The organism is Shinella sp. SUS2, assembly GCF_001262505.1.
GTDB lineage: Bacteria > Pseudomonadota > Alphaproteobacteria > Rhizobiales > Rhizobiaceae > Shinella.
Genome location: NZ_KQ410730.1, coordinates 32,290 through 52,844, shown reverse-complemented (window position 1 = coordinate 52,844; position 20,555 = coordinate 32,290). Strand labels below are relative to the sequence as shown.

19 protein-coding genes are annotated in these 20,555 nt (G+C 65.0%); 5 read left to right on the top strand and 14 right to left on the bottom strand.

What is annotated here, in order from left to right:
- Window positions 1–50: 50 nt before the first annotated feature.
- The 3 genes from AKG11_RS13870 to AKG11_RS13860 form a co-directional block, all read right to left on the bottom strand.
- Window positions 51–1,331, bottom strand: coding sequence for a type II toxin-antitoxin system HipA family toxin (locus AKG11_RS13870; RefSeq protein ID WP_050744272.1), 1,281 nt, complete (start codon window positions 1,329–1,331; stop codon window positions 51–53).
- Window positions 1,331–1,672, bottom strand: a complete 342-nt coding sequence (locus tag AKG11_RS13865; RefSeq protein ID WP_050744271.1) for a helix-turn-helix domain-containing protein — start codon at window positions 1,670–1,672, stop codon at window positions 1,331–1,333. The genes AKG11_RS13870 and AKG11_RS13865 overlap by 1 nt, the downstream gene beginning before the upstream one ends.
- 782 nt (window positions 1,673–2,454) lie before the next feature.
- Entirely contained in the window at window positions 2,455–2,712 is a 258-nt protein-coding gene (locus AKG11_RS13860; RefSeq protein ID WP_050744270.1) for a WGR domain-containing protein, read from the bottom strand.
- A 501-nt stretch (window positions 2,713–3,213) separates the two neighbouring features.
- Between AKG11_RS13860 and repA the strand changes: the two genes are divergently transcribed.
- The 4 genes from repA to AKG11_RS13840 all read left to right on the top strand — a co-directional run bounded on the left by repA (window position 3,214) and on the right by AKG11_RS13840 (window position 7,828).
- The gene (repA, locus tag AKG11_RS13855; RefSeq protein WP_037409490.1) at window positions 3,214–4,467 is read left to right on the top strand and encodes a plasmid partitioning protein RepA; all 1,254 of its coding nucleotides are present in this window, start codon (window positions 3,214–3,216) and stop codon (window positions 4,465–4,467) included.
- On the top strand, window positions 4,467–5,540 hold the full coding sequence (gene repB, locus AKG11_RS13850) for a plasmid partitioning protein RepB (RefSeq protein ID WP_050744417.1): 1,074 nt from the start codon (window positions 4,467–4,469) through the stop codon (window positions 5,538–5,540). The genes repA and repB overlap by 1 nt, the downstream gene beginning before the upstream one ends.
- A 261-nt stretch (window positions 5,541–5,801) precedes the next feature.
- Window positions 5,802–7,028 (top strand): plasmid replication protein RepC, encoded by a 1,227-nt coding sequence (gene repC, locus AKG11_RS13845; RefSeq protein ID WP_050744269.1) that lies wholly within the window; start codon window positions 5,802–5,804, stop codon window positions 7,026–7,028.
- A 155-nt stretch (window positions 7,029–7,183) separates the two neighbouring features.
- A complete protein-coding gene (locus AKG11_RS13840) occupies window positions 7,184–7,828 on the top strand; it encodes a GntR family transcriptional regulator (RefSeq protein WP_023516987.1) in 645 nt (214 codons plus the stop codon).
- 43 nt (window positions 7,829–7,871) lie between these two features.
- Here AKG11_RS13840 and AKG11_RS13835 read toward each other — a convergent pair whose 3' ends face one another.
- The 10 genes from AKG11_RS13835 to AKG11_RS13790 all read right to left on the bottom strand — a co-directional run bounded on the left by AKG11_RS13835 (window position 7,872) and on the right by AKG11_RS13790 (window position 18,004).
- Entirely contained in the window at window positions 7,872–8,363 is a 492-nt protein-coding gene (locus AKG11_RS13835; RefSeq protein ID WP_088016581.1) for a GNAT family N-acetyltransferase, read from the bottom strand.
- Between the two features lie 202 nt (window positions 8,364–8,565).
- Complete coding sequence (locus tag AKG11_RS13830; protein WP_050744416.1) at window positions 8,566–9,423, bottom strand: transporter substrate-binding domain-containing protein; 858 nt, start codon at window positions 9,421–9,423, stop codon at window positions 8,566–8,568.
- Window positions 9,424–9,474: 51 nt separating this feature from the next.
- Entirely contained in the window at window positions 9,475–10,254 is a 780-nt protein-coding gene (locus AKG11_RS13825) for an ABC transporter ATP-binding protein (RefSeq protein WP_050744267.1), read from the bottom strand.
- Window positions 10,251–10,979 carry an ABC transporter permease gene (locus tag AKG11_RS13820; RefSeq protein WP_023514193.1) on the bottom strand — a complete coding sequence of 243 codons (729 nt, stop codon included), beginning with the start codon at window positions 10,977–10,979 and terminating at the stop codon, window positions 10,251–10,253. The genes AKG11_RS13825 and AKG11_RS13820 overlap by 4 nt, the downstream gene beginning before the upstream one ends.
- Complete coding sequence (locus AKG11_RS13815; protein ID WP_037404989.1) at window positions 10,979–11,698, bottom strand: ABC transporter permease; 720 nt, start codon at window positions 11,696–11,698, stop codon at window positions 10,979–10,981. Before AKG11_RS13815 ends, AKG11_RS13820 begins: the two co-directional genes overlap by 1 nt.
- A gap of 112 nt (window positions 11,699–11,810) precedes the next feature.
- Window positions 11,811–12,659, bottom strand: a complete 849-nt coding sequence (locus AKG11_RS13810; RefSeq protein WP_050744266.1) for a transporter substrate-binding domain-containing protein — start codon at window positions 12,657–12,659, stop codon at window positions 11,811–11,813.
- 64 nt (window positions 12,660–12,723) lie between these two features.
- Window positions 12,724–14,418, bottom strand: coding sequence for a M28 family peptidase (locus AKG11_RS13805; protein ID WP_050744265.1), 1,695 nt, complete (start codon window positions 14,416–14,418; stop codon window positions 12,724–12,726).
- Window positions 14,411–15,835 (bottom strand): M20 family metallopeptidase, encoded by a 1,425-nt coding sequence (locus tag AKG11_RS13800; protein WP_050744264.1) that lies wholly within the window; start codon window positions 15,833–15,835, stop codon window positions 14,411–14,413. Before AKG11_RS13800 ends, AKG11_RS13805 begins: the two co-directional genes overlap by 8 nt.
- Window positions 15,836–16,280: 445 nt before the next feature.
- Window positions 16,281–16,529, bottom strand: a complete 249-nt coding sequence (locus tag AKG11_RS13795; protein WP_023512719.1) for a hypothetical protein — start codon at window positions 16,527–16,529, stop codon at window positions 16,281–16,283.
- Window positions 16,530–16,657: 128 nt separating this feature from the next.
- Window positions 16,658–18,004 carry an alkaline phosphatase family protein gene (locus AKG11_RS13790; RefSeq protein WP_050744263.1) on the bottom strand — a complete coding sequence of 449 codons (1,347 nt, stop codon included), beginning with the start codon at window positions 18,002–18,004 and terminating at the stop codon, window positions 16,658–16,660.
- A 245-nt stretch (window positions 18,005–18,249) separates the two neighbouring features.
- Between AKG11_RS13790 and AKG11_RS13785 the strand changes: the two genes are divergently transcribed.
- Window positions 18,250–19,158, top strand: a complete 909-nt coding sequence (locus AKG11_RS13785; RefSeq protein WP_023512717.1) for a glycoside hydrolase family protein — start codon at window positions 18,250–18,252, stop codon at window positions 19,156–19,158.
- 128 nt (window positions 19,159–19,286) lie between these two features.
- On the opposite strand, the gene AKG11_RS13780 is transcribed toward AKG11_RS13785, so the two are convergent.
- The gene (locus AKG11_RS13780; RefSeq protein ID WP_050744262.1) at window positions 19,287–20,420 is read right to left on the bottom strand and encodes a helix-turn-helix domain-containing protein; all 1,134 of its coding nucleotides are present in this window, start codon (window positions 20,418–20,420) and stop codon (window positions 19,287–19,289) included.
- Window positions 20,421–20,555: the final 135 nt, after the last annotated feature.

Genomic DNA, 20,555 nt, shown 5'->3' with positions numbered 1-20,555 from the left:
GCGCGCCCTCCCCTCCCCTCCCCTGCCGCGGGGAGGAGAGGGGAGGAGGGTCAACCCCGCGCTTCCTCAACCAGCGCCAGCGTCTCGAGCCGCGCAATCAGGCGGTCCGCCTGCGGTGCGCCAAGATGCGCCCTCAGCGCTTCGGGCCAGAGATCGAGTGCCATCAGCACGGTGTCGCGCACCTCCCGCTCGATCCAGTCCGGATCGAGCCCGAGGAAGTCCGCGACGCGGCGAAAGCGGCGCAGGGTGACGGCGGAAAAGCCGTGGGTGCCGACGAAGCGCAGCGCCAGCTGGTCGTCGGGCGCAAAGAGCACGGTCGGCACGATGTCGTAGGCCGGCGACAGCCGTACAGCCCCGCCTCCCGGAAACAGGAAGGACCAGTTCTTCAAATGGTTGTCGCCATTGCCGATAAGCACGTCGGCGACGATGCGGCGGATGCCCTCCAGCACGTCGGCACGCCAGTCGGTGCTGAAGCGGCGGATCATGTTGAGGATAGTCTCGTAGGTCGCCATCGTGTATTTGCGCTCGCCCACGGCGCCGACGACCTGGCCGGCATCCTCCATGTGCAGGCGCTCCCCCTCCCCCGGCCGGTCGAAGCGGTCGACGGCGAGCGCCATCGCGCCACCCGAAAGCAGGCCGGCAGGCAGGCCGTCGATCTCCCCCACCGGCACGAGCCGGCAATCGGCCGTCGTCACGCCGATCATCCGGCAGAGCGTCATGGCGGCGAATTCGGCCTCCGGCAGGCCGGGATAGCGCGCCGTGGGCACCTTGAGGATCGCCCGTCCCTCCCCGCCCCGCGCCGGCACGGTCAGCCGGGCGCCGGCGGGGGCGGCGGAGAATTTCAGCTGCACGCCGGCCAGTGAGAATTTGACCAGTCCTTCCGGCTGCGGCAGGTCCAGCCCGGCGAACCGTTCGAGATGGAGGGGACCGGCGGTCTCGGGCGGCGCCGTCTCTGATGTCACCAGCACGGCGCCCGGCAGGTCGCCGCCGAGCCGCGTCAGGAGATCGAACTGGTCGTGCCGGCCCGGGCCCATCTCGGCGAGCACGAGGTCGCGCAGCGCTCCCTCGGGCAGGAGACCGGCAAACCACGGCGGCAGGTGACCGTTGAGGCCGATCTTGTCGCCGCGTGCGGCAAGCCGGCCGCGCGTCGCCGCCTCGTCGCCCGGCACCTGCCAGCCGAGGCTCAGCACCGGCCGCGCCGGATCGCGCAGATAGGCCTCGTCGACGATAAAGGCCGTCGCCCCCTCCCCGTCGCGCGACAGGATGCCGACCCGCCGGGGCCGGCCCACGGGATCAAGGAGGTGCACCCCGAGCACCGCCGCGCGTGCCATTACGCTTCTCCGTCGGCAAGGTCGATGAAGACGTCGTCGAAGGCGGTGCCGTCCGGGCGCGCGGCGTCTTCTTTCGGTCCGGTGGGCGCCAGCAGGGCCTGCACCGCCGCCAGCCGTTCGGCCGGCACCAGCACGGGCGAAAGGTCGAGCGCGTCGCAGATCTCCAGGAGCAGCGCCAGCCGGTCGCGCCCGAGACGTCCCTGGATGAGGTCACGCTCCAGCTCCGAAATGCGCGCCCGATCCCGCCCCAGCCGCGCCGCCAGCGCCGGCTGGGTGAGGTCGCGGCTCTTGCGGGTGCGGCGCAGCTGCGCGCCCAGATTTTCGGCGACGGAGGATTTCATGCGGAAAGACGCTCTTTGCTGCAAAACAAGCGGATTTCCGCATATCATGGAACGGGCTTACAAAAAAGCGGAATTCCGCTTTTCCTGGCGCAGAGAGCGGGATTCCGCTTTTTTCGGTACCCTTGCATGCCGGCATTCTGCGCCGTTCCCGGAGTGCCATCCATTGCCGCGCCTGTTTTCCTCCATTGCTTGCTCTGCGTTGCGGTAAGGAGTGCCACGCGGCTGTCCCGGGCGGCTGGGGGCCCGAGCGGCACATCGCGGTTTGGCGCCCTCTGCGACGTGGCGGTCGGGCGGGTCTGCCGGAATGGTCGACCCGACCATGGTGCTGGCGCTTTACACCATCGGACGCGCCTGCCAGCCTGGCGTACTGCTCCCATCGTGGCCGTGCCGAGTTGACAGCTGGCAACCAAATGATGATCCACGCCCCTACGCCCCTACGCCCCTACGCCCCTACGCCCCTACGCCCCTACGCCCCTACGCCCCTACGCCCCTATGCCCCTATGCCCCCACGCCTCCGACAAGGAAGCGCTCGTTGCCGAGGGGCTGGAGCTGCCGGCACAGGACAGGAAGAAGGATGCGGCCCCGCTGGTCATCGCTGCGATGCGCGGGCGAATGCTGGAGCGCGTTGGCGGGTGTTGCTGTACGCGCGTAGGGTTCCGGAATGTCAAATCGGCGGGTCGGCGAATGGCGGAACGCCACTACCGGCATCGTCAACGCCGCGTATCGGGGCCGGCATCTCGTCCACGTCTCACCTCGCCCGGCAGCCGGTGTGTTGACAGCTGTCAACGCCCGCCATCGGCCTCGATGAGCCTGTAGCCCCGCCGCTGTTTCTGCACCGCCAGCCGGTCCGCATCCCGGCAGGCGGCGGCAAGATTCTTCTTCGCCTCCCTGCGCTCGCGGGCATAGACGCCGATGCGCCCCCATTCGCGTACCAGTAGCACGGTGCCGAAAAGATCCCGCGTTACCGTCAGACGGTAGAAGCGCTGCATGTTGCGGGTCGCGTCCCGGCGTTCGAAATGGCTTGACCTCGTCTCGTCCATGGGGCGAGTCTCGCCGGCAGGGCGAATCCCGTCCAACGCATTTTTGGAATCGATGGCTGCTCATCGATTCATGATGCTGATGGATCGCGCGGTTGACAGCTGTCAACGGAGCCCTTGAGCAAGGTGGGAACGAGAATCGGCAGGCGTGGCTGACGATTCGGCTGCGGCCCGGCGCAAAGCGCCTCCGACCTTGCGCGAGACGGAGTCAGAATCCGGTGGATGACGCGCCGCCGGGAACCGCCAGAGTCCTGATTCCGCGGGATTCCGGCCCTCACCCGCCAGGGCGTCGTTAACCAAAAAACGCTTGACGCGACTCGGAACCTGTCCCACCGTCTCTTACGGAACCGGGCGAAGATTGTGATTTTCGCCGTAACTGCCGAAAGCCTCTGTAGATTTCTTCACCCCCGCATATCCCCGGGGGTGAGAATCGGAGAAACTATAGGCAAGCCGGTCTGCCGGACCATGAGGGGCCGCGGATCGGGAAATGAACGGAGACTGCCGATGGCCAAGCCGTCGCACACAGCCCTTGGAGAATCCATGTCGACGCTTCGCCCGGCCGACGAAACCATTGCGGAAGACGCACAGGCGCTGTCCGTGCAGCTCCAGGCCATGCGCGACCGGCTGTTTCCGCCGACCTCGCAGAAGACGCTGCGCAGCTTCACCTCGGGCGAGGCGGCGCGGCTGATCGGCGTTTCGGACGGCTATCTCAGGCAGATATCGCTGGCGGGCGAGGGGCCGGAACTGGCGACCGGTCCGGGCGGCCGGCGCATGTATTCGCTCGCCGATATCGATGCACTGCGCCATCACCTCGCCGAACAGGCGCGCGCCAAGGGCAATGCGGCAAAGGCCCGTTCCTATGTGAAGTGGCGCGATCCGGCGCGTGGCGAACATCTGCAGATCATCTCGGTCACCAATTTCAAGGGCGGCTCCGGCAAGACGACGTCCACGGTGCATCTGGCCCAGCATCTCGCCATGACCGGCCACCGGGTGCTTGCCATCGACCTCGACCCGCAGGCCTCGCTCTCGGCGCTCTTCGGCTATCAGCCGGAACTCGACCTTGCCGGCAACGACACGATCTACGGCGCGATCCGCTATGACGGCGAAGCCCGTCCGCTGTCCGCCATCGTTCGAAAAACCTATTTCCACAATCTCGATCTCGTGCCGGGCAATCTGGAACTGCAGGAATTCGAGCATGCGACACCGCGTGCGCTTGCCGAGCGCCGGGCAGGGGAGGCGCACGGCCTGTTCTTCACCCGCGTGCAGGCGGCGCTCGCTTCGGTCGCCGACGACTACGACGTCGTCGTCATCGATTGCCCGCCGCAGCTCGGTTATCTCACGCTCTCGGCGCTCTGCGCCTCCACCTCGGTCATCGTCACCGTGCATCCGCAGATGCTCGACGTTGCCTCGATGAGCCAGTTCCTGTTCATGACCTCGGATCTGCTCGGCGTGGTGCGCGAGGCGGGCGGCCAGCTCAATTTCGATTTCCTGCGCTATCTCGTTACCCGCTACGAGCCGCATGACGGGCCGCAGGCGCAGATCGTCGGCTTCCTGCGCTCGCTCTTCGGCAACCGCGTCCTGACCTCGACCATGCTGAAATCCACCGCCGTCTCCGATGCCGGCCTCACCAAACAGACGCTCTACGAGGTCGGCCGAGAGAATTTTTCCCGCGGGACCTATGACCGGGCGATGGATTCGCTTGAGGCGGTCAACCAGGAAATCGAACAGCTCGTTCACAGCGCATGGGGTCGCACATGATGACCGGCCGCGACCGCAAGAACTCGATCAAGGCGCTGTTCGGCGGGGATATCCTGCCCGCCGGCGCGGAGCGCGCGCCCGAGACGAAATCGCTCCCCGTCGCCGAGACGCCCGCCACGCCGGGGCGCACGTCCTCCGGCGCCGTCAAGGCGATGGGGCTCACGCTGTCCTCCATCACCCGCGAGGCGGAGGAGGCACGGGTGCTGCGCCAGGCTCTGGAAGAGGGCGAGCGCATCGTCTCGCTCGATACCGGGCGGATCGACGTCTCCTTCGTCAGCGACCGTCTCTCCGACGAGGAGCGCGACGATCCGGACTTTCTTGCGCTCGTCGAAAGCATGCGCGAGAACGGCCAGCAGGTGCCCATCCTCGTGCGCCCGTCCTCAGCCACGGATGGGGCAGGCGAGAGCGAAGGCCGCTACCAGGTTGCCTACGGTCACCGCCGCCTGAAGGCGGCCCGCCGTCTCGGCGTCAAGGTCAAGGCGGTCGTGCGGCCGCTCACCGATGACGAGCTGGTGCTCGCCCAGGGCAAGGAAAATGCCGAGCGGCGCAATCTGAGCTTCATCGAGCGCGCCCTCTTTGCCCATACGCTTGTCGGCCGCAGTTTCGAGCGCCGGCTCGTCTGCGATGCGCTGGCGGTGCAGAAGAGCGAACTGTCGCGGCTGCTGCAGGTGGCTGATGCGGTGCCGCTGCGCTTTATCCGCGCGATCGGCCCGGCGCCGAAGGCGGGGCGCGAGCGCTGGATGGCGCTCGGCGCGCTGTTTGCGAACGGCAACGGAGCGGAGATCGAGAAGGCGGACGACGAGACGACCTCCGCGCGCTTTGCGGCGGCAGCGAGCGACGAGCGCTTCCAGATGCTGTTTGACCGCCTGCTGCGCCCGGCGCAGAAGGCGCCGGCTGCTGCTGAGGAGATCGTCCGGGCTGACGGCGCGCTGCTTGCCACGGTCGAGCGCAAGGGCAAGGCGGTGCGCCTTTCCTTCGCAAAAGATGTCGATCCGGCCTTCATCGCGGCGCTGAAGAGCCGCCTGCGGGAGGATTATGCGGTCTTTCTTGCCGAAAAGGCGGGGAAGGACTGAGCAGGTAAACACCTGATTCGGCCGCGTGAGCGGCTGGCAAACACCTGAGAAACCAGCGGAAGGATACGCGGAGACAAGAAAAAAGGCCCCCAAAACGTCACCATTTCGGAAGCCCTCTTCTATGTAGCAATTCGAGAGAATCACTTCCAACAGTCAAAGTCAAGAGTCGTCCGGCCCTGTAGCCGCGCGAAACGAAGACCTTCGTCTGCCTGATGGCCGGCGTTGACGGGACCTCCTTGCCTCGGAAAAGGGGACCCGACAATGATGGAGCAGATTGCAACGACGCCTTTTGGCGGCGGACGGATGAGTGCGCGCCTTTTCCTGAGGCAGCGCGCGACAACGGAGCGACAGGAGAAGCTGCGTGCCGGCGAAGGCGGCAACGACACCGGGCGCGCCGACAAATGGCAGCTCATGCGCGCCGTGACGGAAGCCCGCCGGGTCTACGGCATCGGCGACCGCACGATCAGCGTGCTGGAGGCGCTCGTCTCCTTCGCCACGGAGCGCGAGCTCGACGGCACGGCGCCGATCATCGTCTTTCCTTCCAATCGCGAGCTTTCGCTGCGCGCGCGTGGCATGGCCCCGGCGACAATCCGGCGCCATATCGTAGCGCTCGTCGAGGCCGGCATGATCTTCCGCCGCGACAGCGCCAACGGCAAGCGCTTCTGCCGCCGGGACGAGGCGGGCGCGCTGGAGGATGCCTTCGGCTTCGACCTGGCGCCGCTGGCGCTGCGGGCCGGCGAGATTTTCGAGGCGGCAGAGACCGTGCGGGCAGAGGATCGCGCCCAGCGGGCCCTGCGCGGCGAGGTGACGCTGCACCAGCGTGACATCGCCAAGATCGTTGCCACGGCCCTGGAGGAGGGCAGGGCTGGCGACTGGCTGGATTACGCCGCACGTCTTGCACAGCTTGCTGCCGGGCTTGGCCGCCGCGCTGCCCGCGATCTCCTGGCCGATCGGCGAGAGGCCTTGCTGCATCTTCGGGCCAAAGTGGAAAACGCTTATCTCTCAAGCCTTTCGGAAGAAGAATTGAGCGGCAGTGACCTTCAGACTGAGCAGCATATACAGAATTCAAACACAGACCAAAAACTTGAATCCTATAGCCGAGAAACTCAAAAGGCGAAGGCGGTGAACGAGGCACGGCCGGCACCGGAGCAGAAGATGGCGATCAGCCTTGCTCGGCTGGTCAAACTTTGCCCCGATATCGCCGATTACGGACGAGATGGCGTTACCAGCTGGGCCGATCTCCTGGCAGCGGCCGACCTCGTGCGCTCGATGCTCGGCATTTCGCCTGATGCCTGGCGCAAGGCCAAGGCCGCGATGGGCGAACAGGCGGCCGCGGTGGTGATCGCCGCGCTCCTGCAACGGGGTGAAGCCATTCGCTCGCCCGGCGGTTATCTCCGCGATCTCACCGAAAAGGCCGGCCGTGGGGCGTTCAGCATCTATCCAATGCTGCAGGCGCTGGAGCGGGGACGGGCGGTCGGGGATGACTGATGCTGCAGGGTGGCAGGACGGGAAACTCGGCAAGCTTTTGACTGAAAACGGCAATCCGCATTGAATTGCGCGGGCAGCTATCATAGTTTCTCCAAAAATGGCGCCAATTCCGCGATCGAAGCAGAGCGGCGCGCGGTCAGAAAGCGGGACGGACGATGCGGGCGGCACAGACGGAAGCGGCAGTCGAGGCGGAGGAACGGGATGTCACGGATCTCCTGTTGCAGGATATCCTGACGGGAACCCTGCCGGCAGGCACCTGGCTGAAGCAGATCGACCTCGAACGCCGCTACGCCTGCACGCGGCCGGAGGTGCGCCGGGCGCTCGACCGTCTGTCGCAGAAGCGGCTGGTGCAGCACATTCCCAACCGCGGCTACCAGGTCTACGAGGTCGACGATGCCCGCACGCAGGAGATCAGCGATATCCGCGTGATCCTGGAGACGTCCGTTGCCGACCGGATGGTCGCTCATGCGACACCCGAGGCGATCGAGACCCTGCGCGGCCTTGCCCGGCAATTCGACGACATGTCGTTTCGCGGCACGATCATCGAGCACTACGACGCCAACCTCGCCTTCCACCGGGCGCTGCTGCTCCTTTCGGGCAATCTCGAACTTGTCGAACTCGTCGCGGAAATCCGCCAGCGCACGGCCTCCGCGCCGGTCTCCCAGTGGCGCACCCGCGCGCGCATCGAACAATCCGCCCGCGAGCACCACCTGATGGTCGATGCGCTGGCGGCCGGCGATGTCGCGGAGCTGAAGCGGCTGATCGAAATCCACATCCGCCAGGCGCCGATCCGCAGCTGAGTGGCGAAAAGAGCCGGAGCAGGCGTGCTGCTCCGGCCGGCCGTCAGGCTTTCAGGCGCAGACGGGCATTTTCGAACGGCAGGCCTTCGTCGTCGCTCGGCCGCCGGGAGATTTCCGCAAAGCCGAGGGCGCCGTAGAAGGCAAAGGCCTCGGCATTACGCGTATAGACCTCCAGCACCAGCTCGCCCTTCAGGGCAAGCGCCTCGGCGATCAGGGTGCGCCCGATCCCGCGGCCCTGCTGGCCCGGCGCGACGAACAGGCCGCCGACGAAGGTGTCGAGCAGGCTGATGAAACCAACGGGCCTTTCGCGATGGCAGGCGACGATGGTTTCGGCTGCGGGCAGGTAGGTCGTTTCGATCAGCGTCTGCTGCGCGCGCAGACGCGGTTCGCCCAGGAAGGCATGGGCCTTCAGCGAGGCGTCGAACCAGATGTTGGACAGGGTCTTGAGGTCCGATGCCGGGTCATAGGCACGGAGAATGATGTCGTTTTTCACGAAAACTCCACAGAAAGATGGATGTGCAAAGGGGATCGGCATCCGGGATGCCGGGCAGCACCGCATAGGGCGGCTCAGACGGGACCTCTGCGCATAAATCTCCTTCTCTCGGGAGCCCCCGCTGTAGGGTAGCCGCGACGGGCTGTCAACAGACGGCCGCTCGCGCCCTGCAAGCCGCCCGTTTCCGGGATCCTTGCAGGGCGCGTTCGATCAGGGATTTGCTCTTGCTGGCTTCAACCGGGCATCAGCGCGGCGTCAGGTCGAAGCCGAACCACTTTTCCGACAGGCGCTTGATCGTGCCGTTGTCCTTGGCGGCGGTGATGGCGGCATCGAACAGCGCCTTCAGCTCCGGATCGCTCTTGCGCAGGCCGACCGAGCTGCCGGCGCCGAGGAACCCGCCCTGGAAGCGCGGGCCGACGATGGCCATGTCCGCATTGGCCGGCTTTTCCGCTGCGGTCATCAGGTAGCCCATGGAGGCCATGACGAGATCGACCCGGCCAGCGATGAGGTCGAGGTCGTGCTGCTCGGTCGTCTTGTATTCCCGTACCTCGACGGCGCCCTTCAGGTATTCGTCGATGAAGCGGGCGGCGATCGAGGCGCTCTGCACGCCGATGGTCTTGCCGTCGAGCAGCGGCTTCAGGTCTTCTGCGGCCTTGCGGGCGCCCGCCTCGTTGGAGGCAAGGGAGAAAAGCTCGCCTTTCATCGGCATGTTTTCGAGGTCGCTGCCCTTCAGGGTGGCAAAAGCCTGGCCGGTGCTGCCGTAGGACAGCGAGAAGTCGATGACCTCTTTGCGCTTTTCCGTCGCCGACATGCCGGCCATGATGGCATCGAACTTGCCGGCGTTCAGCGCCGGGATGATGCCGTCGAAGGCCTGCGGCACGATGGTGCATTCGACCTTCATATGGGCGCAGAGAACCTTGCTGAGCTCGATCTCGTAGCCGTCGAGCGTGCCGTCGGGCTTGGTGAGGTTGTAGGGCGGGAAGGCGCCCTCGGTGGCGATCGTCACCGTCGTCCACGTCTTCTCCTCCGCCATGGCCGCGCCGGCCGTGACGGTCGCGGCGAGGCCGAGGGCCGCTAGGGCGATCTTGGCTGTGTTCTTCATGTGCATTCCCCTTTTGTTTGGTGGCGGTGGCGTTTTGCGGCTGAAACGCGCTCAGGCGCTGATGAACTGTCGGAACCGGGCGGATCCGGAGCGGGTGAAGACCTCGTCAGGCGTGCCTTCCTCCTCGATGGCGCCCTGGTGGAGGAAGACGACGCGGTTCGACACGTCGCGGGCGAAACCCATCTCATGGGTGACGACCAGCATGGTGCGGCCTTCCTCGGCAAGGCCGCGCATGACGCGCAGCACCTCGCCGACGAGCTCGGGATCGAGCGCGGAAGTGGGCTCGTCGAACAGCATGGCCTTGGGCCGCATGGCGAGTGCCCGGGCGATGGCGGCGCGCTGCTGCTGGCCGCCGGAGAGGTGGGCGGGATAGTGGTTGCGCTTGTCGGCGATGCCGACTTTGGCCAGCAGCGCCTCGGCCTCCTCGATCGCCTCGCGGCGCGGGCGCTTCAGCACATGGACGGGCGCCTCGATGACGTTTTCCAGGACGGTGCGATGGGACCAGAGATTGAAGCTCTGGAAGACCATGCCGAGTTCGGCGCGGATGCGGTCGACCTGCCGCGCATCGGCCGGCCGGCTGCGGCCATCGCCGGCGGCCTTCAGGCGGATTTCCTCGCCCGCGACGCAGATCGAGCCGGAATCAGGCACTTCCAGAAGGTTGATGCAGCGCAGCAGCGTCGACTTGCCGGAGCCGGAGGAGCCGAGGATCGAGACGACCTCGCCCTCGCGTGCTTCCAGGCTGATGCCCTTCAGCACCTCGATGGGGCCGAAGCGCTTCTTCAGGTCGCGCACGGCGATGGCGACGGGCGGTGCGGTGTGGGTCTGGGTCAAGGGGTTTCTCCCGAAAGGGCGGCGGAGGAGGGCAGGGGCAGCGGCCGGCGCTGCGCCGGGCTCAGCCGGTGTTCGAGCGCGGCGACGAGCCGGGTGAGCACGAAATTGAGCACGAGATAGAGCGCGCCGGCGACGACGAAGACCTCGATCACCCGGTAGCTTTCCGAGATGATGCGCGCCGCGACGCCGGTGATTTCCATCAGCGTGATGATCGAGGCGAGCGAGGTCGCTTTCACCATGGCGATCATCTCGTTGCCGTAGCCCGGCAGCGCCTGGCGAATGGCGAGCGGCAGGACGACCCGGCGGAAGATCATGAAGCGCGGCATGCCGCAGGCACGCGCGGCCTCGACCTGGCCATGCGGCACGGAGAGCAGGCCGCCGCGGATGATCTCGCTGGCATAGGCGGCCGTGTTCAGCATCAGCGCCAGAACGGCGCACCAGTAGGGTTCGCGCAGCACCGGCCAGAGGAAGGAGTGCCGCACGGCCGGAAACTGGCTGAGGCCGTAGTAGATGAGGAAGATCTGCACCAGAAGCGGCGTGCCGCGGAAGAGGAAGACATAGAGCCGGGCGGACCAGTCGAGCAGGAAAATGCCGGAAAGCCGGGCAAGCGCCAGAGCCAGGGCAAGGCCCGCGCCGAGCAGGATGGCGGTTGCCGCAAGCTCCAGCGTCAGCGGCAAGGCGCCAAGCAGGCTGACGAAGGTTTCCCAGAGAAAGACGATGTCCATCAGCCCCTCCTGACGCCGCGCGAGAACCGGCGCTCCGAGGTGTGGAGCAGAAAGCCGGACAGGGTGGATATGGCGAGGTAGATCAGCGCCGCGATCAGGTAGAAATCGAAGGGCAGGCTGGTGGAGCCCGCGCCGATCTGCGCCTGGCGCAGCAGCTCGACGACGCCGGTGACCGAGACGAGAGCGGATTCCTTCAGCACCACCTGCCAGACATTGCCGAGGCCGGGCAGGGCATGGCGCAGCGTCAGCGGCGCGACGACCCGGCGGAATTTCAGCGCCCGGCCCATGCCGCAGGCGGTTGCCGCCTCCAGCTCGCCGGGATGCACGGCGCGGAAGGCGCCGCGAAAGACCTCGGTCTGCTGCGCGCCCGAGGTGACGCCGACGGCAAGGGCGCCGGCCAGAAAGCCCGGAAAGCTGACGAAACCCTCCGCCCCGAACAGCCGCCCGACCGCGCTGACGACGGCACTGCCGCCGAAATAGAAGAGGTAGATGACGAGCAGGTCCGGAATGCCGCGCAGCACCGTCGTGTAGGTTTCCGCAGCGAACCGCACGGCCGGCCCGCCGGAAATCTTCGCCCAGGCGCCCGCCGTGCCGATCAGGCCGCCGATGAAGAAGCCGGCCAGCGCGATGAGGATCGTCATGGTGGCGCCGGCGGCCAGCGCCTGGCCCCAGCCGTTCGGCCCGAAGCTTACGAGATCGAGGATGCTGGGTTGGCTCATGGCGAGAAGGGTCCCCGGCCCGCCGGTATCGAGTTTGGCCATCTGTTCATTGTGGTGTGTCCGCCTGACGAGGGCCGGATGGGTCCTGAAAGACCCACCCGGCGGGCTCGGTTCACTGGTAGGAAGGGGTTAGATCAAGCTTGCTCCATTTCGTGGAGAGGGCGCGAATGACACCATCGGCAGCGGCCTGCTTGATCGCCTCGTCGAATTTGGCTTTCAACTCGACTTCGCCCTTGCGCATACCCATGGCGACTTCCGTCGCCAGCATTGCGCCTTTCACCAGCGGGCCGGTCATCGCCAGGGTCTCGTTGCCCGGCTCGGCAAGCATCTTCGTGCCGTAGACGCCGCTGTCGAAGCCTGCGTCGAGGCGGCCAGCCTTGATGTCGAGGTCGCGTTCACCCGAACTTTTGTAGGTGCGGACCGTGACGGCGTCGCCGAAATACGCGTTGATGAGCTGCTCCTGACTGGTCGACTGCACGACACCGATCGTTCTGCCTTCGAGGCGCTTGCCGATCTCCGCCATGACCGGCTCAGCCTTTTGCTTGTCGTTGAGATTGAGGCGTTCTCCCGTCATGGGGAGTTCTGCGACCGGTCCGTCCCTGGCAATCAGGAACGTTGCGACGCCACTGGCGTAGGGAACTGTGAAGTCAACGACCTTCTTGCGCTTCTCGTTGATGCCGAGCGTCATGACGAGGTCGAATTTCCCGGCATTCAGACTGGGAATGAGGCTCGTCCACTCGCCCGCCTGCAACTCGCATTCGACCTTGGCGCGGGCGCATATGTCCTTGATCAGGTCAACGTCGAAGCCGGACAGTTGCCCCTTCGCGTCGAGCGCATTCCATGGCGGAAATGCACCCTCTATGCCCACCCGGACATGGGTCCAGTCCCTGGCGGCGGCCGTAGACGCCGCAAGGGCAATGCTGCTCAGGAGAATAGCCGATATCCATGCATTCCGTTTCATCTTTCCGTTCCCTTTTTATTGCCGAATGTCTCTCGGTTGTGCTGCGGTGAAATGATGCGTTTTGTCAGCCTTCCCTGTGCTCGATGAGGGCGGCAAACATCGCCTGTGCCTCCCCAAGGCTATGGGTGACGAGATTTCTGCTTTGTCGTGCGGAGACGACATGGAAGGCGGTGTCCGCAGCGTCTTCGGAGAGCTCTGCGAGCGCGCGAAGGCCGGAAAGCGAGGGCCAGGCAGGATGCGGCAGGGCGCTGTCATGGCTGAACCGATTGCCGCTCGTGTAGTTGATCGGGACGAGGGCACGCGACACCCGCATCAGGGCGCGGTCGATCTCGGCCCACTGGCCTTCACGCGCGCTCTTGGCCATTTCGTTCACGGTTCGGGCCGCCGCCTCAAGCGCATCGAGGCGGCCGAGCAGACCGGTGATATCAAGACGGCCATCGAGGCCGGCCACCAGCGCCGAGAGTTCCGAACGCATCGAGGCGGTGAAGGCCGTATAGTCCAACGGCAGGACCGGATCGATGAGCAGGCGAGACAGCACGGCCAGGACGACCGCCGTATCGCGATCGAGGTTGTCGAGGTCCATGTGCTCGATCAGGTCGTGCGGCGTATGCCACCACCAGCCATGGGTCGAAGGGCGCTTCACGCCGCCGGGAGGGTGATGGCTGATGCTTCCGAACATCGAAGGTATTCCGATGCCCCAGAATGACTGGTCTGCAACCCGCTGGTGGCGGCGCCCCGCGTGAATCTGGCCGGACACCGCCTCGATTTCCTCGGCGGCAAGCGTCTTCAGCTCGTCGATGACCGCCGAGTTTGCAAGAACGCTTGCTCCCGCGCCGCCGGTCGAATCGACGTTGACATGGACGGCGCAACGCCGGTTGAGTTCATCCCAGTGTTCATCCGCATACCAGGCCGATCCGGAATAGCGACCATGGGAGTGCCCGGACCAGAAGCAGAGCCTGAGGCCGCGCCTCCACAGGTCGCGTCGCTCGGCAAGCAACCGCGCTGCTTCGAGCATGGTGGCGTTGGCGCCGCCATTGTCCATGACGCCGTAGTGCCATGTGTCGTGGTGGCCGGACAGCAGAACGAACGGATGGTCGGTGTGCTCCGCGTTCGCCGGCGGCAACTCGGCGACAAGGAGCGGCGTCTTTCGCCAGCCGGTATCCACCTCGGCCCAGAGCTTCACGGAGAGGGTTTCATCGTTCAGTGAGCGCGCCTTCAGGGCAGCCCCGTCATCACAGGCGATGGTGCAAACGACCGTGGATGGCAGCAGCGGCCGCGTTATCTGCGAAGGATTGCCCCATACCGGCGAAACACACATCTCGTAGAGATGTTCGTTTGGGCTGATATGGATCTGACCCACCGCTCCATGAAGGGCGGCCAGTGCGGTTACTTGTTCGTCGGCGATCCCGTCGACCAGAACAACCTTGCCGGAAACGCTGTTCGAGGCGAAGGACACAGCGCTGCCGTCGCCGATATAGACAAGCGGTGCGCAAATTCCCTCGGCCGGGGTCGAAAGAGACATGGAATGCGTGATGCATGGCAGGCCTTCGCCCCCGGCCTCGATGCGGGCACGCCCGGGCAGGCTGATATAGGCGTCGTGGGCGAGGAGTTCCGTCCGGTAGCCGTAGGACGCCATCTCCCGTTCGAGATAATGAAAGCTCTCGCGCTCTTCCGTTGTGCCGGAGAGTTTGATGCGGCGGGCGAACTCTTCGATATGTGCGGCGAGGCGCGCGCGGTCGGGACGAGGCGGATTACGCATTGGACTTCACCGGCAATGGAGGATCGACGTCGTCGGGGATGGGGTTGACGAAGGGCGTGCCGTCGAGCCGGGCGGCGTGATCGGCCTTTGCGGCAGCGATGAGGACGGGATCTGCGATGAGGTCGAGCGCTGTTGCGGCCATCACCTTGGCGGCGTGTTCCATGCCCCTGTGGGCGGCGGGCAGCTTGCCCTGCGCCACGAGTTGCCAGGAATGGCCGGGCGTGCCGATCGCATAGGTCGCCCCGCGCATCTGCACCGTCGGCACGACCCAGCTCACCGTGCCGACATCGGTGGAGCCGACCAGCGTGCCCGCGCCGCTTTCGGGCGGGACGATCGTGTCGCACAAGGCCACGCCGCGCCGCAGCTTCAGCCCGAAACGCTCGAAGGCCGAGGCGATGTCCTCGGCGGTGAAGGTCTTCTGGAACGCTTCCGCCGTGGCGCGGTCGGCCGCGTCGAAGGCCGGCGGGCCGAGCCGTTCGAGATGGCGGTGCATGAGGGTCTCGAGCGGCGTGTTGCCGACGAGATTGGCATCGCCGCTGACGATGTGGCTCGTGACCGTCGTGCCGGTCATCATCGCCGCGCCTTCGGCGACGGCGCGCACGCGGGCCGAGAGGGCATGCAGTTCCGGCAGGCTGCGGGCGCGCACGAGATGGCGCACCGAGGCGCGGGCCTGCACGACATTCGGCGCATGGCCACCAGCGTCGGTGATGGCATAGTGGATGCGGGCGCTGGAGGGCATGTGCTCGCGCAGATAGTTGACGCCGACATTCATCAGCTCGACGGCATCGAGCGCGCTGCGCCCGAGATGGGGTGTGGCGGAGGCATGGGCGGCACGGCCGGAGAAATGGAAGTCGATCTCGTTGCAGGCGAGCGAGACGGGATTGTTGACGCCGGCAAAGGGCGCCGGATGCCACGATATCGCGATGTCGACATCGTCGAACAGGCCGGCCCGTACCATGAAGCCCTTGGAGGAGCCGCCCTCCTCGGCGGGGCAGCCATAGTAGCGGACGCGCCCGGCAAGCCCGTGTGCCGCAAGATAGTCCTTGACCGCGGTGGCGGCCATCAGCGCGCCCGCGCCGAGCAGGTTGTGGCCGCAGCCATGCCCGTTGCCGCCGGCAACGAGCGGCCGCTCCTCGGCAAGCCCCGCCACCTGGCTGAGGCCCGGCAGCGCATCGAATTCGCCGAGAATGGCGATGACCGGCCCGCCTTGCCCGGCTTCCCCCATCACCGCCGTCGGCATGCCCGCCATGCCCCGCGCGACACGAAAGCCTTCCGCGTCCAGAACCGCTGCATGGGCCTGGGCGGCGGCATGTTCCGCATAGTTCGTTTCGGGCGTGTCCCACACCCGGTCGCTGAGGTCGAAAAACACCGCCCGCTTCGCCTCGACGAGGCCCCAGATGGCATCGGAATTCATCATCACGTCTCTGCCTTGCAAATGGTATCCAAGATTGGCGCCAATTTACGATAACATTTTTGGATACGCAAGAGGGCTGTGCTGTTGTCGGCAGGAGACGGCTGCGGGACCTTGAGCATTTCCAGCCGAAGCGGGACCGCTTCGGCGTCGGACAATGCGGAAAAACAAGGAGATAGAAGGCCTCCAGTAAACCCGCCTTCACCGGAAATGCTTTGGCGCAGGGGGCTGGGGGAGGGGAAAACACACTGCCTTGCGTTGGCGTCCCGTCCCTTTCCAACACTGCGGTCTTCTCCGGCATGGAGAAAAGAGCCGGTTGTCGAAGGGGACACAGCCGCCCCGTCCTTGGGGGGAGGGGGACGCCCGGCACGCAGCCTGTTTGGTCACCCGGCCGGCAGCTCCGGCCTGGCGTGGGCCATTTCGGTATGCTGTGCGCCGGAGCCTGCCGCGCTCATGCGCGCCATGCAAGGATCGTCATGACAAGCGGCGTGCCGAGCACGACGCCGACGATGGAGAACAGCGGCCCGTAGAAAAGGGCACTGAGGGGGATCCAGGACAGGCACTGCGCAAGGCCGCCCGCCAGGCAGCTGTGCGTCCCACCCTCGAAAAGGCTGTAGACCGGAAGAAACAGACCCGCGACGGCGAGGCTGGCGCAGAAGGCAAGGACGGCCGACAGGAGGAGGAGGCTCAGGGATCTCATTGCACTGGACTACAGAGGGTTCCCGCCCCGATCAATGACGGCTTTTGCCTTCTTGGAGATCCCCTCGCGGAAAAGGCGGTTTCTCCGGACCGGATGTTGCCGTCCCGCCCGCAAGATCCGCTGTTTCCCTAGCGGTTTGCAACATATTCCAATCGATACCAGTCGATGAGGCCGGTGCGGAAATGGTTGGCCGCAGCCCGGGACCACATCGGCGTGTTGTGATCGCCGACGACCATGATGTCGAGGGGCGGCAGGTCCGGATCGGCGGCGATCGCGGCGACGGCGTCGAACACCTCCATCCAGATTTCCGTCAGCTCGCACGGAATGCGGTCGGTTATCCGGGCCTGAGCCGAATTGCATGCCAGGGGGCCGTTTTCGACGGGAACATACGGCAGATGGCTGTTCAGCGTGAGCCAATAGACGAACTTTCGCTGGCCGTTCGAGGCGGCAAGCTCGCGATGGACGCGTTTTCCGACATCACTGTCGCAGAGCCCCTTCAAAGCGGATCCGCATTGGCGGGTAAACTCGGACGGATGATCTCTCTCCAGGTCGTCGCGAAAGTTCAGTGTCTTGAGTCCGATGCTCGGATACCAGTCTCGCAGGGCAAGGAGCCCACCCTTGAAACCGTCATAGCTGATCGTCGCGAAGCCGGCGTCGGCGAGCCTGAAAGGAAGGCAATCGTAGCGTTTATCGGCGAGATAGTCGGTGAAAGTACCCCATCTGCCGCACAGTTCCCGGGAGATCGCGCCGCTGGTGGAGCCATAGTGCGCGTTCACGCCGTGTGTCAGCTTGAACCGGTTTCCGGCCGCGTCACGCAGCTTGCTTTCAAGTAGGCTGCGCTCTTGCGGATCCGCGAAGGCCCCCATTCCCTCGACCAGCACCAGCAGCACGTTTCTGTCGTTGCGAATGATCATGTCCGACGTCAGGTTCGCCTGCTGCATTGCGCTCTCGAATGCTGCGGGCTTGCCGGGCTTGTACAGATTGACGCTTCGGTCGATCCAGATGACCGCCGCGACCGCGATGATCAAGGGGATGAGCGATGCGGCGCGCAACCTGTCACGATAGCGGTTGATCAAATAGGCGGACGCCAAGGCAAGGACGATGAACCAGACCGTGCCGGCGACATACAGGAAGGACGCGCCGATATCGATTTCCGTCAGGAAGCGCAGGGAGGCGAGGGAGACATCGAAGGGCATGTCGAACATCAGGCATATGATGACGAAGCCGTCGATCGCCGCAGCCAGAAGAAAGAGCAGGTAGCTGAAGGGCCTTGGCAGGGCGAGCGAGAGGACGGCCGCGGCAAGATAGATGGCCGGACTGGGCAGGCGCCGCACGATCAGCCATGGCGATGCAAGGATAAAGAGCGCGTTTGGAAGAACTGCGATCAGGAGAACGGCCAGCCAGGCATCACGATCGCGCAACTTTTCGAGGTAGCCGCCAGGGCGTGATTGATAGTCCACGGACGGAGCGGCCATGAATGATCTCCATTGTTGGGCGGCTCTCTAACATGGTTCAGTTAAAAGAATGGTTTGTCGTTGCGGGCATGAGGTCCATGCGGCCTTATTAATTTAGCAATGTGTTAACCAGATCGATTCCGGGGATATATACGCTTCTGTGCCACGCTTGACGCCTGTAGATCTCGGAATCCCGGGGTCCTGGCCTCGGTGGGGAGCACGTGCAGCGCGCTTTGACGGTAAGTGACTGGTTGGAACGAAGCGGATTGCTCCGCCTCGATCAGCGTCCGTTCCTGGAAGACAACTTCATCTTCCGGAGCAACCGGGAGGAGGCGTGGCATTCGGAATTCTCGGAAGCGTCGCTCGATCATGGCGCGGCGAAGGTCGGTGGCACGGTGTCCCTGAAGAATCCTGGCAAGGTTGGTATCGGCACCTGGGAGATCGATTCCGACGCGAGCGCCTTCAGCGATCTCGATATCTTCGATTTCGGCTGGTACACGAACTGGCGGCCCGATCCCCTGTCCACGCCGCAGGGCAAGGGACACGCACAGGGGCTTGCCGACGCGCGGTTCGTGCCGATGATCTGGGGCAAGACGGACCTCAGCACCACGAACATCAAGGCGCTGAAGGACACGAAATCGGGTTATCTGCTCGGCTTCAACGAGCCCGACAACAAGGACCAGTCGAACCTGACGGTGGCGGAGGCGATAAAGCTCTGGCCGAAACTGATGAAGACCGGCCTCACGCTCGGCTCGCCCGCCGTCACGACGCCCGAGACCCTGGGCAAGAACTCTTGGCTCGGCAAGTTCATGAACCTTGCGGACAAGAAGGGGTATGACGTCGATTTCATCGCCGTCCACTACTACTCGGAAAATCCGAGCATCGGGGAATTCAAGAAATTCCTGAAAAACGTTCAGAAGGCCTATGACAAGCCGGTCTGGGTGACGGAATGGGCCCTGGTGGACTGGGACAATCCCGACCGTTTCAGCACCAAGCAGATCGCCGCTTTTGCCGATGCCGCAACGCGCATGATGGACAGCCTCGACTTCGTCAAGCGCCATGCCTGGTTCGGGGCCTATGACGGCGGCGACGGCTGGCACATCAACACGCAGCTGCTGGATGCCGACGGCGACCTGACGAAGGTCGGCAAGGCGTTCTACGATCTTTTGCTCTAGAGTTTGTCAGGGAAAAGTGGAACCCGGTTTTCCTGACAAGATAAACGGAAACAAAGAACTCTGGAGTCAGTCAGGTTCGGTATGAAGCTGGCTGGCTCCAGACGCTGGTCGCCGTCCTCCGGCGCCTCTCAGAAGAGACCCAGCGTGCGCAGCATGCCTTCGAAGGTTTCCGGTCGCCCACCGTCCTTGCCCGCATGCCCCTTGGCCAGCACGGGCCTGTGATCCTGCGTGTGCTTGTAGATGTTGCTGGGGCTGTAGCCGAACTGCTGCGTGAAGGCACGGCTGAAATTTGCCGGGGAATCGATTCCGATCGCGGCGCCGATCTCGGCAACCTTGCGGCTGTCGGACGGGTCCGACAGCATGGCGTGGGCCGCCAGCAGACGGCGGCGGCGGATGTAGTTGGCAACGCCGCCCGATGTTTCGAACAGCTCGTAGAGCCGGGTCCGGGAGATTGCCAGCTGCTTGCAGAGTGCTTCGGCGGTCAGATCGGGCGAGGCGATATTGCCCGCGATGAAACGCCTTGCGCGCGCCATCAGCCCCATGTCCGAAACCTGATCCCCACCGGCGTTGCGTTCCACCAGCGGTGTTACCGCCTCGAACACCATTTCGCGCAGGCGTTCCTTGACGTTGTTGAGGTCGTCATGCGTGAGGAAGCGCAGATTGGCCTCGACGCTGGCGACATAATCCGCCAGCAGCCGGACCCGGTGGCCGCCGAGCACGACATTGTTGCTGGCTGCCGGCAGACCTCCGTGATCGGAAAACAGATCGACGGGGGCGATCAGGCCGATCGATTCCGTGGCCAGCTTGCGCCCGCGGAACGGGCGGCCAAGCGAGCGGATTTCCACCAGCCCCGGCTCGTTCCTGGCAACCCGGCCATCGACCTCCGTCCAGCTCTGGCCTGAATGCAGAAAAATGATGTGCCAATGATCGAGGGGGCTCAACCGGACCTTTTCGGGCAGGCGCGCGTAGCCGACGGCCGGGCTGCTGTGCTGGATCATCAGCATGCCGCCAAGGTTCCACACGCTCTGCTGGGCGGAAAACCCATCCTCGGGATAGACATTTTCGGGCAGATGCACGTCGAGCAGGGGGGAGATGTAGTCCTGCCAGGTGGCGAACTGCTGGGGCGGCGGCAGGTCGCCGGTTGTGAAATCCAGCGGGGACAGCACGCCATTCTGTGCTTCCTCGACGCCGAGCGGAGGCTGCGTTACGCGCGCAAAGCGCCTGCGTTCGACAAAATCCGGCCCTGACCGAGTGTCAACCATTGCTCTGACCCTGCTTACCCCAACCTGTTGGGGTGCTTGTGCCCCAACCGGCCTACAGCGGTTCGTGTTCGGCTCTCCGTACGCTTTTAGGGGCGTCTGTTGCGGAGAGAGCATTGAAGTAACGGCAATCTGTCT